Source organism: Arcanobacterium phocae, from assembly GCF_018913465.1.
Classification (GTDB): Bacteria; Actinomycetota; Actinomycetes; order Actinomycetales; family Actinomycetaceae; genus Arcanobacterium; species Arcanobacterium phocae_A.
Genome location: NZ_JABAPM010000001.1, coordinates 332238 through 348377, shown reverse-complemented (window position 1 = coordinate 348377; position 16140 = coordinate 332238). Strand labels below are relative to the sequence as shown.

Here is a 16140-nt window from a genome sequence, read left to right as displayed (position 1 = left end):
CATTATTGGCCTAGCATGTGACGTCATACGCCGAGCATAAATTCAGGGCAGTATCAATTCGATACTGCCCTGAATTTACGTCTAGAACGACTAGATCACTTAGCAACAGCCTTCTTCAAGGTTGAACCAGCAGAGATCTTGACGCCGTAGCCGGCTGGGATCTTGATTTCTTCGCCGGTACGTGGGTTGCGGCCCTTGCGCTCTGCGCGCTCGGTACGCTCAACGGACATAAGACCGGTGATCTTCACCGCTTCGCCCTTAGCAAGGGAATCAACGAGAACGGACTGTAGTGCAGACATAGCCTTATCAGCGTCAGTCTTGGTGATGCCAGCTTCTTCAGCAATCTTGGCAATAAGCTCTGTACGGTTGAGGGACATAATTCTTCCTCCAAATCGAAGTTGTTCGAACGGGCTTTTTAGCCGCTACCTAGAAATCTAGCGGAAAATCAGCTAAAAACTCGAATTTCTAGGCGTGTTTCGCTAAAAACATAGACTAAGTCACTAACTTTTGACTCCAAATATCACATCTGTCACATCTGTCACGATAAATTGGCGCCCTCAGACCACAGTCAGAATAAGAGAATGAGCGAAACAAAAATAATCTTCGCAATCATTCCCAGTGCAAAAATCGCCGCATAGCCGCTTTCGATTCGTTCGTCATGAACCTTCGATGACGCGAACGCCAAAATAGCAGGCTGCCCGAGGATACCGGCCATAGCACCGGCGGTACGAGGTGCCGACAGCCCCAGCAATCGACCCGCAATGGCTGTCATCCCCACCACTACTATGGCAATACCAGCACCAAGCAAACCAGCTTTAACACCTTGAGCCGTAAATGCTGTATCCGCAAATGCCGGACCTGATGCGATTCCTACTGCTGCTAAGAAAAGTAGCAAACCGAGCTGACGTATCGTTAGATTAGCTGACAACGGCAACTGCCACACCAACGGGCCCGTCCGTTGCAAATTACCCAAGACCATACCGACCAACAATGGACCAGCGGCTGCACCCAAGCTGAACGTTGTTCCGCCCGGCAATGAAATGGCAACCATTCCAACCAGCAAACCAACAGCAAGACCAAGTCCCATTCCGATAGCGTCAACCTCGGAAATCTTACGTTGAGAATTACCAAAATACTTTTCGATAGCCTTTTCTTCCGAACGCGGATAAACAACAGCTATACGATCACCAAGTTCTAACCGCAGATCATCCGAAGCTAGCAATTCAACATCGCCGCGGTGCACTCGAGTGATCATTGCACCAAACTGAGCAGGCAAATTCAGCGAAGCAATTGATCGGCCAGCAAGCGCCTTATGCGAGACAACGAAACTACGGAATCCAACAATAGAGCGGTCATCAGCCAAATGTTCATCAACTACAGAGCCGATGACGCCAACGGCGCATTCGACGTCGTCAGGCAAACCAACGACAACTACACGATCCCCTGGTAATAAAACTTCGCCCGGACTAACAACTCGCTGATCGTCACCACGACGCAAGTAAGACATCCGGATACGCTCTTCTTGCCAACCCGGAACTCGACGAATTTCCAGTTTCTGTTCAACGTTCGCAGTGACAGCTGACAAATGTTTTCCTGCTAACGATTCAGTGTCGTTTTTACCGGTCCAGTTCCGTCCAACGATTAAAGCAACAAAAACAATTCCGAAAATAACGCCCATCGGATATGCCAACGAGTATCCAACTGCTGGTGCCTCAGTACCAGTAGCTGCTGAAGCCGCAGCAAGAGCAGGAGTATTCGTCGTCGCACCAGCAAAAATACCGACCGAGAAATCCGAGTCAAAGCCCAAAAGTATTCCACCAATCACGGTCACAGCAGCCCCCACGAGAAGTACTCCGATCGACGCAATCATCAGCTTAGACTGCCGTACAAGATCAGCGAAGAACGTTTGTCCTGCGCTCAAACCTACCGTGTACACAAAAAGTGCCAATCCGAGACTCTGAATCATCCCCATCGAATCAGCGATGTCCGGAACCGCATTTCCAATCGCCAGTCCGACGAAAAGCGCACCGGCTGCACCGAGACGTAACGGGCCAAACGGTATAGCCCCAACTATTGTGCCTAGGGCGACAACAACAAAAATGGTTAATAATGGGGATTCAAGCAACAGAGCAGTCACAGCTGGACCTTTCAAAAAGCGCTAAGCGCCACAGTAATTTTTGCGTGGTACTATTCAATTTTATCAATAAACTTTGAGATGATTCGACTATGGACTTTCTTGATCGCCTGGTGCTCATTGGCACAGTTCCAGCAATAATCATTTACGTTATGACAGTTTTATTTATTATTGCCGTGTGCCTTCTCACGCTCAAAAAGACGAGCAATGGCTCACGTTTAGGTGGATTAGTGGCACTTGTCGCGGGTCTAGTCATAGCTGGCGCAAGTTGGTTCTACTTTATCGTTTGGCCTGCTCCGTTCCCAGGGCTGGTACCGTGGGAAATATTTATTGCTCTTTTCGCTGCGGTCACGGCGTTGATCGGCATGTTCACGGTACGCGGACGCCGTTTCCTTTTAGCTATTATTACTATCCTCGCCAGCGCCAACACATACCTCGTCGCTAACTTAACCTACGAAGAATACGCCTCAATAGGGTCGTTTTTTCCGCGTAACATCACCGTAGAGATGTCGTATAAAGACTTCCTATCCCGCACCAAACCACCACAAAATCGCTTTCGAGATGTTGGAGCGCTAGTCACTATTCCGTTAAAAGGAACAGATTCAGGGCTTAATGCCCGTGACGCATGGGCATATATTCCCCCAGCCTACTGGACACATCCAGAGCTAGACCTTCCCGTCGTCGTCCTCCTCCATGGAAATCCCGGCTCGCCACAACGCTGGTTCGCAGTTGGAGACGCAGCTATTCCCGCCGATCATTATCAACGCGATCACGACGGCATTTCTCCTATTCTTGTTTCTGTTGATGCCACCGGGTCATGGTCAGGGGATCCAGCCTGCGTTGATGGACCCGAAATCAAAATGCAGACATACCTGGGCCACGATGTTCCACAGCTCATAAAAGAGCGACTACGAGTAGATCCAGATCAATCGCATTGGACTCTAGCTGGCCTCAGCTACGGCGGTACGTGTTCGCTCCAAGTCGTGGCCAATGCGCCTACATCATATGGAGCATTCATTAATCTCTCCGGCTACGAAGAGCCTATGCTCACCACGCATGAAGAAACCGTCAACACCCTTTTTCATGGCGATGAAGACGCCTTCCAAAAGATCAACCCTAAGGATATTTTTGAGCGTGCTATCGCAGACAACGACTCACGATTTTCCGGTATTACTGCTGTCTTTTTAAGCGGCGATGCCGACGTTCGGGCACGCACTGCCCAGCGTCTACTATCTGGTCTCGCCAAAAAAGTTGGGATGGACGTTGACTCACGTATCATTCCTGGTAACCACGGGTATGGTACGTGGCGCAGGGGATTTCAGCAAACCTTTGAGATAGCCGTCAATCAAGGAGGCTTGCCGAGGGAGAGCAATAGGGACGACGACGCTAGTCGTTAGCGCCGTCGTCCCCATTTATCTAGTCTTCACCAAAGCCAGATTCGATCAGCTCGGTGAGCGCAACTAGTGCCTCCGATGCTTGGCGACCACTGGCTTGAAGTTCAATAAAATCTCCTGCTTGTGTCCCTAATCCAGCTAATGCCATCGCAGATGTGGCTGCAGCGTGTTCACCTTGATAAATAACAGTTATCTCCGCATCATATTGGCTCGCAAGGTGAGCGACGCGAGCAGCTGGACGGGCGTGTAAGCCAGCCGCGTTGACAACCCGAAGCTGATGAAAAATAGTATCAGCGGAAGGCTGTTGGGGAGCGACGCCGATTTCACTGGCAGGTTCGCCGTCGATATGACGTCGTTTAGCGTCTAGCGCTGTTCGTGCTTGTTGAGCAACGTCAGCTAAAGCACCACCATTAGACGCCGTTATTGTTGCAGCAAGTGCGCCTTCTACAAACGGCGCGCCTACCATCACAACGTCATCTGGATAACCAAGGAATTCCAACGCCATATCTGCGGACAAAATTGCGGATCCCAAATCAGTTAACACAACAACGCCACTACCCGATTGTGCTTCTTCGATGGCGTTCATAATAGCCATTGCATCCGTGCCGAATCCGCCGTCAGCGCTACCGGCCGCAATAGCCACGGTTGCAGGCTTATCTGACTGCATTTGACCAATCAGCTCAACGGTCGCTTGCGCCAGTTGAACCGAGTGCGATACCAGAACTATGCCTACGCTCATCGGTGCTCCTCTACTGCCGAGGCAAGGGCATCAACGATCAGCGCTGCTGACGCTGCACCCGGATCCATATGCCCTATCGATCGCTCGCCTAGGTAAGATGCTCGCCCTTTCTTCGCTACCATATCCACAGTTTCGTCTCTGCCAGTAAATGCTGCCTGACGGGCAGCGCTGATCGCATCTTGCAATTGAGCGTCCGAATATGCTTCGAGGACGTCCGCTACTGGCATAAGAACATCGAGCATAGTTTTCTCGCCGGCCTCGGCTTTTCCGCGAGCGCGAACCCCGTCAACACCGGCCCGGAATGCAGCTGCTAACGTAGGCACATCAAGTTCTTCTATATCTACGGTTTCTTGCCCGAAACGGAGGAAGAATGTGCCATAAAGTGGACCAGAGGCTCCGCCCACGCTCGAGACCAATGACATCCCAACTGTCTTACCAATCTCTGTAAAAGAGTCAGGCTGAGATTTTTCAAGTGTCGCATATGCTTGCGTCATTCCGCGCGAAATATTTGCGCCATGGTCAGCGTCACCAATAGCCGCATCAAGTTCGGTGAGCTGCTCTTGGTTATCATCGATAATCTCGGCTGCGATGCCAATCCAGCGTTTCATCATCCCAATACTGATCCCGTTGCCAGATGCATGCTCGGCTTGACGAGCCTCATCCTTCACAAACACTTCCGGCTTATCCTTCATCGTTGACGGAGTCTTAGGACGCTCAAACGACGACGTTGCAGCAGTAGCTTCTCCACGTGTCAAAGCTGGAGTTGCCACGGGTGCATCCCAAAGGCGAAGCAGTTCGTCGTCGGCGCGAAGCAAAGTTAATGAGCATCCAGCCATGTCCAGTGACGTGATGTAATTGCCGACGAGGTTGCGAACTACCCGTACCCCACGTTCGGCCAGCAACCGCTCCACTTCCCCGTACACAACATAGAGTTCGATCAGCGGAGTAGCGCCCATGCCGTTGAGCATGGCTATCACTGGCGAATCCGTAAAATCAAGGTCCGCGAGGATTGCCTCAACTAGATCGGATGCGATCCCATGAGCGTCTTTCATTCCGATGCGGTGGCGTCCTGGTTCGCCATGGATGCCCACTCCCATTTCGATTTCGTCATCGGGTAGTTCAAAAGATGGTTTTCCTACGGCGGGTAGCGTAACTGATGACAGTGCAACTCCCATTGAGCGACCATTATCAATAACCTGCTGCGCTATCTGGGTAACCTGTTGCAGATCTTGTCCTTCTTCGGCAGCAGCTCCCGCGATCTTTTCGAGTAAAACGGTGAGGCCAACACCGCGTCGTCCTGCAGTAAAGGAAGAATCTTCTACTGCAACGTCATCGTTGACGACGACGCTCTCCACTTGCACTCCATCAGCCTAGGCAAGTTCCGCAGCCATCTGAAAATTCAGGACGTCTCCAGTGTAGTTTTTAATGATAAGCAGGACGCCTTGACCACCATCGACGCCCTCAATAGCCGCACTAACTTGGTCTGGGGTGGGAGATGTAAAAATCTCTCCCGCCACAGCAGCGTCTAGCATTCCCGTCCCGACAAACCCACCATGCAATGGCTCATGCCCGGAACCGCCACCAGATACTAGCGCGACTTTCTTCTGCGGCGCACTCGCACGAAATATGATGCGTTTATCATGATCTATGCGTAGCTGTGGATGAGCAGCCGACATTCCTTGTAAGGCATCTGCGACGACGTTCCGTGGGTCATTGATCAACTTTTTCATGGGGCACCTGCTTCATTGCTGATTTGTGATCTGCCTTTCATTCTCCTCTACTGTGAGGTGAAGAGCAAGTACCTGTGGTCTGTCCTAAAGTTTCATGCAGACATTCGCTATAGTCTTATTAGATGAGCGTTCGTATGTCAGCTCAGTATTTAGGAGTAGCTAATGAGGAAACGGACAGAAGCGCATTCTCAACCTCAACTGCCGGTAGAAAAGCAAACGTGGAGTACCATCGTTGGTCAGCCCGCTCCCCGCTCCTCCGGTATTCCACATTCATTGGTTAAATACGGTCTTGGGGCCTGGTCACTGATCGGAATCGGGCTCGTTATTGCCGCAGTTGTGTATCTGCTAGGAATGGTCTATCAAGTCTTCCTCGGCGTCTTTCTTGCTTGCGTTTTAACTGCTGTATTACTCCCAATCGTTAATTGGTTGGAAAAATTCATACCACGTGCACTGGCAACAGCAGTCGCGGTCATTAGCGGATTCGCAGTAATTGGTGGCCTAGTAACATATATTGTTTTTTCAGTCATCAATCAGTGGAACGCCCTCGCCCGGCAGTTCACAAATGGCGTCGATAATATCGTCACCATGCTCACCGATGGATCGCTACCATTCAAGGTTCATCGATCGCAACTGCTCGACGTCGTCTCTGATGCGCTTCAACAAGGCACGCGTTACGCGCAAGATCACGCTGGTTCGATCGCTCAAACTGTTTTGTCTAATGCTAGTCAGCTAGCAATTATTGTCACAGTGATCGCGCTAGCAATTTTTATTACGGTATTTCTGCTGGCATCAGGAGAATCCATGTGGCAGTGGTTCCTAGATTTAGTTCCGCAGCAAAAACGCGAGCGCATCAATAAAGGCGCCCTTGCCGGCTGGTCAGCGTTCTCTGGATATGCCGCTGGCACAGTGATTATTGCCGTCACTAACGGCGGTCTTTCGTTCATTTTCTTGTGGATATTAGATCTTCCGCTTGCTGCTCCGTTAGCAGTACTTGTCATGCTCGGAACCTTTATTCCACTCGTCGGAGCGCCTACCGCAATGCTGGTAGCAATGTTTGTTGGCTTAGCTACTGACGGTTTAACAATGTTCATCATTGTCGGTGTTGGTATCGCTGCTATTGGCCAAATTGAAGGTCACCTTTTGCAACCACTTATCATGGGAAAGAAGGTCTCTGTACACCCTGTTGGAGTAGCTATCGGCGTGGCAGCGGGCGGATTTGCTGGCGGGCTTATGGGCGCAGTTATCGCAATTCCACTAATCGCTATTATTTGGTCAGTTTATAAGACATTGCGCACCCCACAATTGGAGCACGCAATGTCTGAGCAATAGTCAAAAAAGAGAATTTAGTTCTCTCGCCACCATGTATCACTTGGCTGTACCGGCATAACTCGTTTGTGCTGAGCTCGCACCCAGCGTTGTTCAAGCTTGTCAGCGATCGGCGTCGGTATCTCTTTACCTTCGAGATAGTCGTCAATATGCTCGTAACTCATACCAAGTTCATCTTCATCAGTGCGTCCAGGATTACCATCAAGCAGATCTGCTGTTGGAGTTTTACGCCATAGGCACTCTGGTGCTCCCAGATACTGAGCAAGTGAGCGAACTTGCCGTTTGTTCAAACCAGCAAGTGGCAGAATATCTGCTGCGCCATCGCCGAATTTTGTAAAGAATCCAGTGATATTCTCAGCCGCGTGATCAGTGCCAATAACCAATAGGCGTTCGTCGCCAGCGATAGCGAATTGCGCAATCATCCGCATTCGAGCTTTAACATTGCCTTTATTAAAATCGGTAATTGTTGCAGTCATTCCATCGTTATAGGCAGCTACCATCGCGTCGGTAGCCGGTTGAACATTAATCGTGATGGCTTGGTCTGGATTGATCCATTCCACTGCACCGGTTGCGTCTTTTTCATCAGCCTGTACTCCGTACGGCAAACGTACCGCGATGAACCGAGCTTCATAACCTTCATCACGGAGCTTCTCCGCGGCTAGTTGAGCGAGTCGCCCGCCCAAAGTAGAGTCCACACCACCGGAGATTCCCAGAACGAATCCACTAGTATGTGTGGCTCGAACATAGTCACAAAGAAAATTGACTCGAGTTCGGACTTCCTCAGCAGGGTCGATCGTGGGTTTAACTCCCAAGGACGTGATAATTGTGCGCTGTAATTCTGTAGACATAACTGCCAGTCTACCGTGCATTGTGCAATACGCGATAACACATCTTAACTACTTGAGAATAGTTATCATTCCCAATAGAGTTGTAGTCGATAAGGCAGTATCTATAACTAGCACTATCCCATAGGTACTGTGTACACGCATTCGAGAAGAAAGCTACGAATGAAATTTCGAAAAATGAAGGCTCTGACGACGGCTGTCGTTGGTGCTTTGGCCTTGACCGCTCTGTCGCCAACGGCGTACGCCGATAGCGCGACCACCACTTTCCAAGATTATGCTACGTTAGCTCTCACTACCACAGAAGCTAACGGGGTTAAAGCAGAGATTAGAACCACAAACATCACGGCTGATCCTGATCAATCTGAGCTATTTATTTCACGGACAACCCACCCAGAAGACACCCGGGTGCCGAGCGAAACAATTGGCACCGAACTTGGGGAAACCGTTGAGCGGACAGACATTTGGAAGTCAACCGAGCTTGGTTGGTCGGTTAGTGACGAAACCGCAAAAGAAGATGACTCACACAGTGCAACTCTATTTTTCAAGCAAAAAGCTGGTGATGGGAAAGTTGCTCTGTTACTTGATGAGACAGAAGATGACAAGTACCTACCTGCGCTCAAAAATGAGGTAGGCGAAAGCCGGTTTACTCTAGACGATTCTTACGGTTTTACGTTCGAAGATTTGTCAGATACTATCTGGCTAACTACCAAACCAGGCACGTATAAAATCGACGTGACCGGTTATATTGGCGAAGTCAAAACTGAAAGCACAGCTATCAAGCCTTTCACGATCACACTACGTACAGGGACCCCAGCTCCTAAAGTAGACGAGCCAGAGGCAACCCCTGGTCAGGATAGTTCAGATAAGAACGATCAAGAGAACGAGGCCCTTCTTTTCAGGAACGGCCATCTTGACATGTTCTACGTCAACACCAATAAAGATGGATCTCTTAATCTTCAAATGAAAGAAGATATCACCGGACGTTCAGTTCTTCGACCCGCTGATTCAGCGATTTTAGTAATGGGGCGAGATTGGTTTACCGAAAAACTCAAGTGGACCAATTTACCCGCTGAGCTCAAGCATGGGTACATTTCTCCTAATACTGGAGCCCGGAAGATGCTCTACCCTGGTTGGGCCAGCAACGATTACTCTAAAGCCGGTTACTCAGATCTAGCTTTGCAATTTACTGATATTCAAGCTCCAGAAAATGGGAGTGTTGCTGCATTCCATTCTGCTATTGAGCCAGGAATCGCTACATCTGATCTTAAAGACGGATCATTCATCCTTCGTCCAGGCTCTGAAATTGAGCTTGAGCCACTCGGACACAAGCATTTCACTTGGCTTTTCACCGAGCCAGGGCAATATAAAATGATGGTCAAAGTTGTGGGGAAAAAGGATGGACAACCATTTGAATCACGTATTGCTACGTATACCTGGTATGCACAACGCGACGAAAATGACCAGCCAAAAGATAATGTCGCCCCAGCACCAGCTCCTGGCAACGATTCAGAATCTGCTGGCGAGACTTCACCAGATAACTCGAATGAGTCTGCCCCTTCTGAAGACGGTTTAGTGACCTTAGATCACGGTCACATTGACCTTTTCAATGTTTCAAACAAAGAGGGTTCATTAGTTCTAGAAGCCAAAGAAGACATCACAGGGTCTGGGATCTTACGTAAGGCAGAGAGCTTCGTCCTGCGTGTACAGGATCAAACACTCATGGACATTCCTACGAAACTCCAAGGATCACTTCCGAAGAATGGGTATTTCTTAGCTGAAAGTGGCGAAAACCAAAGTAAAGTTCTCTTTCCTGGTTGGGATACAATGGGTGTCGCGCCAGCATTTAACGATATCGATATCGAATTTGTTGACGTGCAAGGTCCCGGAAATGTTTTCCTATTCCGCAATGGAGAATTAGGTGGCGGCATCCAACCAGCACTCACCTCAAACGAACTCAAATTGACTGCCGGTTCTGTGATTCATCAACCATTCCCCGCACACACGCACGCCAACTGGTTATTTGAAAAGCCTGGCAAGTACACCATGACAGTGCGGGCTTCTGGCAAGCCAGAAACTGGTGGCGAAAAGGTTGTCTCTAACACTGCAACTTACACCTGGATCGTCGGAACGGAAGAAAAGAAACAAGAAGTTCCTAATAACACCGAATCGACAAAGACTGAAGATGATTCCAATGTCAGCAACAGTTCCGCTAATGGCGGTATCAATACACTTCAAGATCCTGCAGCAAATCGCGGAGCTATTAAGACCCCACCTGTCGCCAAATGTTTCCCTAAGGAAATCGGTGGCAATGGAGCTAAGACAGTATTGCCACGTGTTAAAGACGACCGCACAGCCCCAGCTACGTGGCTAGATCCGACGACAGTCCAATTCGCAATTGGCAACGCTGGAAAGTCGACTATTCCAGTGCAAGTTGGTAATGTGCCAGCCGGAAGCTCTGTGTGGATGATTTCTTCCTCTCAGATCCACGGGGTTCCGTGGCTTGGTCTTAACACCCAGCATCCTTCGCTCTCCGCGAATAAAGTCACGAAGACAACCTTCTCGCTCTCTTCATTCTCCGGTCCTGGTGCCATGGAAGTTTTCACTTCTGGTAACTTCGGCGCACTCGGTCAAAAGTGGTTCTCAGCTCAAGGCGGTAGCGGACATGGGACAGTAACACTGAACACTGGTACTCACGTTCATCCAAATTGGGTATTCACTCAGCCAGGACACTATACGGTTGGTTTAACCATGACCTCAACTACTGCAAGTGGGCAAACGTTTACCGGTAATACTACGCTGAATATCAATGTTGGCTCTGGCTCAGGCATTACTGATGGACACTTTGACCTCGGCCCAACCATTGGCGCTGCTGGCTCGAAAACAGTGTGGCTCGATGCCAATGGCAAGCCATGTACCCCAGATGCAAACGATTTGGCAGCAGCCGGCCTTGCAACCACAGGTACTGAAGGCACTCTGCCAGTCTCGTTGATTTCGCTGATGCTTGTTCTTAGCGGTATCGGTGCAGTGACGTACCGCCGCAAGTACTCTGCTCGCTAATCGTCCAGATTAAACCCGAGTAAGGATGTGGCCCCGGTTTTCCGGGGCCACATCCTTATCACTGCACGAATAATTCTCAGAAGGTTTTCATAACAACTTGTTGATCATCCACTGTGGCACCGCGCCACTTTAGGCCATCACCGTGCTTTGCGACCCAATGACGTACCATCGGGCACATCGCCACGATCGTTTTACCAGCCGCATCTGTTTCGTGGAGCGCAACATCAACTAAAGCTCCAGCTAAACCGCGTCCTTCGAGTTCTGGACGAACTTCGGTATGGACAAAGATCCGGTCATCATCGTTATCAACATATTGGGTAAAGCCCGCTACATCAGAATTGCCGTAACGAATCACGTAACGGTTATTTTCTTCCAGGATCTGTACCGGGGTTTCGTTTTTATCAGTTCGTTGTTCAGCCATTGAAGTTCCTTCCTGTAGTGTTCTTTTAGCCGTCGTTGCGTTAGCTTAAATTCTTGTGCTTGGACGCGCATATGGTTCCGGATTGATGCGCGGGCGAATCACGACATCCGGTAATACCGGTGCTGATATACGTACTGACCCGTTTGGATCATGCCCGATATAGCCCATTGTTTTTCCGAAGCGTTCGCTCTCGTTCTCCCAGGCTTGTCGCATTTCGCCTAGCTCGACTGAATCTCGCGCCAAAAAATTCCACCACATAACTACCTGCTCCATGAACGGCTCCCCACCAATGAGCAGCATCCGTCCCGGTGTATCTGCAGAGTTGCGGATATGCAAGCGAGAATTGCCAATTCCGGTATAAGCAAGTTCAGTACGTGCCACCGCAGTCCCGTCCAAGTCAATATCTCCACTATCAACCAGCAAACCATGCTCGAAAGCTGGATTAACGTCCAGGGTGAGTGTTGCATGAGGTTCGACTACAACCTCTGCCCCGACCAGCGGCGTAAACGTTGGAACTGGTGAATCAGAGCCCGCAAGTGCTCCTACGAAGACGCGAACTTGCCCGCCATAGAGTTTGACTACCGGTGGCACATAATGATCAAATCTGCGTTCACCGTGGCGTGCTTCTTCTGGTAGCGCCACCCATAATTGAACGCCGTGTAAAACAGTGGTGTCTTGAGTGGAAACTTCCGAGTGGCAGATACCGTAACCGGCGGTCATAAAGTTTGCTTCACCAGGCAAGATAACCGCATGATTTCCGCCAGAATCATGGTGAGTGATAGTGCCTTCAAACAACCATGACACTGTTTGTAATCCGGTATGCGGATGCGGCGCAACGTCCATACCGCCAGTATCTGTAACATTATCTGGCCCATACTGATCGATGAAACACCATGCCCCTATCAACGATCGTTGGCGTTGTGGCAATGTCCGATAAACAGTCATGGCACGTAGTCCGCCTAAAGGGACCTCTCGCGAAGTGATTATTTCTACTGCGACACCATTGTCGCTTGGATTATATGTTTGTGGCATGACGCCATTGTGCCACGTTTTATAATTTTATTTTAATTTTTTAGTATTTCGTTCAGTATCAGCGAACGCCCACGCATATGTGACGACGACGTTGCAGCGCTCACCAACACGCCAAGCTTGCTGTGTCCACACTACCAACGTGCCGATCTCAGTCTCGACCTGCACCACATAGTGCGAACGCGCAAACACACACCCAATAATCTGCCCGACTGAGTTCACCACATTCTTATCATTGGTGTCATCGAGAGCAATTTGCGTTGGTGCAACGGAAACAAAATCACCCTGTCCAGCAATAACATCTGCTGGTATTATTACGCCGGTTTGCTGCGCAGACAAAACATTGGCCACTCCCATAAGCCTTGCTACCTCACGGGTTTGTGGACGCAAGAATAACTCACCCGGAGTGCCTTGTTGAACTACCCGGCCTTCATCCAGCACTATGATCCGATCCGCGACCAAACATGCATCGGTAATATCATGGGTGACATACAGAAGCGATAACCCTAAGCGGTGAACTTGGCTTATAAGCTCACGATGGATATCTTCCCTAATAGCAGATTCGATATGAGCTAGCGGTTCATCGAGAAGCAAGACCCGTGGTCGACGCACCAGCGTACGAGCCAGGGCTACCCGCTGAGCTTGCCCACCCGAAAGTGTTTCCGGATGCCGCTGCGCCAGTCCAGAAATATTCAAAGATGACATCACGATAGACACCAAATCGTGGCGTTGTTTCTCACTCTGGTGCGCATCATCGAGTGCAAACTCAATATTTTGTTCAACCGTCATATCAAACAATGTTGGCCGCTCAAACATGACACCAGTAGAGCGTTGTTGAACCGGACGAGACGTGATGTCGTCGTCGTCAATGCGCACAGTTCCGCCACTGCTCGTAACAAAACCTGCAATCGTGTGGAGCAAAGTTGTTTTCCCAGAACCAGATGGGCCAATAATCGCGACGATTTCGCCGTCGGTAACTGAGAAAGACACCCGGTCTAAGGCTCCGGGAACAGTTAAACAATCAATGTCTAAGCTCATTGTTTTTCCTTATTTCTCGACGACGAGACGCAGTCAGTACCCAGCCACCGCTTATGATAAGTAGGGCGCCGATACCACCGGTCACTAACGATGTTGCAAACACTTCGCCGAGCTCTCCCCGCTCAGCCAAATTAACTAGATTTGTTGATGACACAACTAAATAAGCTGGCTGAACAAACGCTAGCGTTGCAGTTTGTGTCAACGTCAGGCCGAACACAATAACAACCAAGGCTACCAAGCGCCCCTTCAGCTGCCACAGGACTAACGCCAATATTCGCAACCGCACTGCTCCAATGTCACGGGCAATACGCGCGACCGCAGTCATGCGCTTTGTCATCATCACAGCGAAGAAATACGCTAGTGGAACCGCGAGTGCCAAATACGCAATCATCACTGCGATGGTTCCATTGCCGAACGAGTATCCTCCCACCAATGCCGGGAATACCGTAGCTCCATCAATGCGGAAAGAGCGCCGGAACAGCAATGTGAGGAGTAGTCCGATGGCTATCGGCGCGCTCAGCAAAAGACATACCAACAAGCCACGAACTAACGCTAAGTTTTTCCATTCGTGGATAGCTAATGCTACCCCGATTAACACGGCAACAAGGGTCACGGTAAAACTCATCCATAGTTTCATTCCAATACGAGACAAAACGTCTCCTGGAACAGTGGCAAAATCTGACGATAACAACATAACAATCACGATGTAGCACACGATGGCAAGCCAACCGGCACCTACCGGATATAGCCAGCGACGCTGGCTTCTAAAATAACGATCGACAAATGCACCAGCCCACTCCGAATACTCACCGCCATTTTGTCCACGTTCTACAGATTGATTCCGCTTGCCCACATACCAAGCTGCGATGCCACCGCTGATCGCAATGAGAAGGCATATCGCCAAGGTCGTATAAACATAAATGTTTGAACTCACCGCACCAAGTACCATGTCGATAAAGAGATGGTCGCGTCCTCCGTAAACTGCACCAGCAGAATTATCCGATATGAGCCACAAAGAAGTCGCCACAACGCTGATGCAACCGCCGATAACTAACCGCGGTAGATAAAGCGAGCGGAGAGTAGAACGAGGATCAGCACCAGTATTAGCTGCAGCCATAACATGCTCAGTGCCAAGATCTGAGGTAAAAACAACACACACAAGAAATGCTACCGGCGTGGCATACAAAGCAAATGTCAGTATCAAGATGAGCGATCCATATGGATCAATCGGCATCGGACCAACAGTTAATGCAGATGCAATCGCAAGAGAAGGAAACAAAATAGGTATGCTCACACCGGAAATAACCGCTAACCGGTATCGGCTACTTATGCGGTATAGCAAGGCAAGCAATGCTCCAACTATTGCGGCACACACTGAGCTAACGAGGCTTATCCATGTGGATCTGATAAGCGGACCAACAACGCCATGGGGATACATAACGTTTTCGGCAAAACTGCTCACTTGCGAGTGCCTGATATTAGCACTGTGCTCGAGATCTGTAGTAAACACCGGCACGTCGAGTTTTGCTAGTCGGGCATAAAGGTTATTATCCAGCTCAGCAGAGATCGGATTTTGTTGTTCTGAATGTACTAAAACTTTCTGCCCACGAACGGAAATAATGTAGCGCAGAAAATCCCGCCCGGCTGCGGTGCGTCCGTTTGCCAGCACAGCTCCAGCTCCTACCTCATATCCGGTTCCATCTGCTGGAATGATCAGTTGTGGAGCGTGCAGATTCCCTGGGTCTGCAGGACAGTAGGCTTCAAATGTTACCGCGACATCAGCGCGTCCCAGACCGACGAGGTGTGCCGGAAAAGTTCCGGAAGCAGTGTACGTCGTCGTCCTCGAATGCAACTGAGACAAATAGGTACTATCTGCCCCACGACCTTCTTGAACACTGAGCATAGTGGCTGCTGTGCCAGACGAAAACGGCAACGGCAAAGCGATACGGCCCGGAAAGTGCGCGAGCTCATCCCACGTGTGCGGAGCAATCACATTTGCTGCAGCGCAAAATGCGAGAACTCCCCCATACGTTCCTACCCAAGTATCAGTTGACATCGCTGGCGGGATCATACGGGTATCAAGCTGATGCGGTTCGAGCAAGCCATCCCGATCAGCCAAAATATAAGCTTCGGCAGGTCCTCCGATCCACACATCAAATTCTGACTTTTGGCCTCCCGAACGAACATATGCTAGGGCCTCAGACGTTGGCATCCGAACCATTTGCGCATCTAACCCGCTGGACTTGGCATAGTCGTTAACCAGATTCTCACAGGTTTTTTCATTATTCGAGCACAGTACCATTACGTCCGGATCGAAATTATGCACAAGAGTTATGCCGATGATCCCCATCACGAAAACAATGACCCCAGCGATGATCCGTGGCGTCATTCTTCTCATCCATAACGATCTCATAATAATCAGTATAA

General features: G+C 49.8%; 12 protein-coding genes and 1 pseudogene. 3 read left to right on the top strand and 10 right to left on the bottom strand.

Going from position 1 to position 16140, the window contains the following annotated elements:
• Positions 1-95 precede the first annotated feature (95 nt).
• Positions 96-377, bottom strand: a complete 282-nt coding sequence (locus KSO86_RS01645) for an HU family DNA-binding protein (RefSeq protein ID WP_091280817.1) — start codon at positions 375-377, stop codon at positions 96-98.
• A 191-nt stretch (positions 378-568) separates the two neighbouring features.
• Positions 569-2137, bottom strand: coding sequence for an aspartate:alanine exchanger family transporter (locus KSO86_RS01640; protein ID WP_216378199.1), 1569 nt, complete (start codon positions 2135-2137; stop codon positions 569-571).
• 89 nt (positions 2138-2226) lie between these two features.
• On the opposite strand from KSO86_RS01640, the gene KSO86_RS01635 reads away from it, so the two are divergent.
• Entirely contained in the window at positions 2227-3531 is a 1305-nt protein-coding gene (locus tag KSO86_RS01635; RefSeq protein WP_216378200.1) for an alpha/beta hydrolase, read from the top strand.
• Positions 3532-3550: 19 nt separating this feature from the next.
• Here KSO86_RS01635 and dhaM read toward each other — a convergent pair whose 3' ends face one another.
• The 3 genes and pseudogenes from dhaM to dhaK all read right to left on the bottom strand — a co-directional run.
• Positions 3551-4267, bottom strand: coding sequence for a dihydroxyacetone kinase phosphoryl donor subunit DhaM (gene dhaM, locus KSO86_RS01630; protein WP_216378201.1), 717 nt, complete (start codon positions 4265-4267; stop codon positions 3551-3553).
• Positions 4264-4875 (bottom strand): dihydroxyacetone kinase subunit DhaL, encoded by a 612-nt coding sequence (dhaL, locus tag KSO86_RS08470; protein ID WP_253281431.1) that lies wholly within the window; start codon positions 4873-4875, stop codon positions 4264-4266. Before dhaL ends, dhaM begins: the two co-directional genes overlap by 4 nt.
• 135 nt (positions 4876-5010) lie before the next feature.
• Positions 5011-5997, bottom strand: a pseudogene (gene dhaK, locus KSO86_RS08465) (dihydroxyacetone kinase subunit DhaK); the annotation flags it as partial.
• Positions 5998-6159: 162 nt separating this feature from the next.
• On the opposite strand from dhaK, the gene KSO86_RS01620 reads away from it, so the two are divergent.
• Entirely contained in the window at positions 6160-7326 is a 1167-nt protein-coding gene (locus KSO86_RS01620) for an AI-2E family transporter (RefSeq protein ID WP_216378203.1), read from the top strand.
• 14 nt (positions 7327-7340) lie between these two features.
• Here KSO86_RS01620 and nadE read toward each other — a convergent pair whose 3' ends face one another.
• Positions 7341-8171, bottom strand: coding sequence for an NAD(+) synthase (gene nadE, locus KSO86_RS01615; protein WP_216378204.1), 831 nt, complete (start codon positions 8169-8171; stop codon positions 7341-7343).
• Between the two features lie 159 nt (positions 8172-8330).
• On the opposite strand from nadE, the gene KSO86_RS01610 reads away from it, so the two are divergent.
• Positions 8331-11225 carry a choice-of-anchor M domain-containing protein gene (locus KSO86_RS01610; protein ID WP_216378205.1) on the top strand — a complete coding sequence of 965 codons (2895 nt, stop codon included), beginning with the start codon at positions 8331-8333 and terminating at the stop codon, positions 11223-11225.
• A gap of 76 nt (positions 11226-11301) precedes the next feature.
• Here KSO86_RS01610 and KSO86_RS01605 read toward each other — a convergent pair whose 3' ends face one another.
• Genes KSO86_RS01605 through KSO86_RS01590 form a run of 4 tightly spaced genes read right to left on the bottom strand, consistent with a single transcriptional unit; the run spans position 11302 to position 16102 of the window.
• Positions 11302-11646, bottom strand: coding sequence for a GNAT family N-acetyltransferase (locus KSO86_RS01605; protein WP_216378206.1), 345 nt, complete (start codon positions 11644-11646; stop codon positions 11302-11304).
• A 45-nt stretch (positions 11647-11691) separates the two neighbouring features.
• Positions 11692-12678, bottom strand: a complete 987-nt coding sequence (locus tag KSO86_RS01600) for a pirin family protein (RefSeq protein ID WP_216378207.1) — start codon at positions 12676-12678, stop codon at positions 11692-11694.
• Positions 12679-12705: 27 nt separating this feature from the next.
• A complete protein-coding gene (locus tag KSO86_RS01595) occupies positions 12706-13713 on the bottom strand; it encodes an ABC transporter ATP-binding protein (protein ID WP_216431746.1) in 1008 nt (335 codons plus the stop codon).
• Positions 13697-16102, bottom strand: a complete 2406-nt coding sequence (locus KSO86_RS01590; protein WP_216378209.1) for a substrate-binding domain-containing protein — start codon at positions 16100-16102, stop codon at positions 13697-13699. Before KSO86_RS01590 ends, KSO86_RS01595 begins: the two co-directional genes overlap by 17 nt.
• Between the last annotated feature and the right edge of the window lie 38 nt (positions 16103-16140).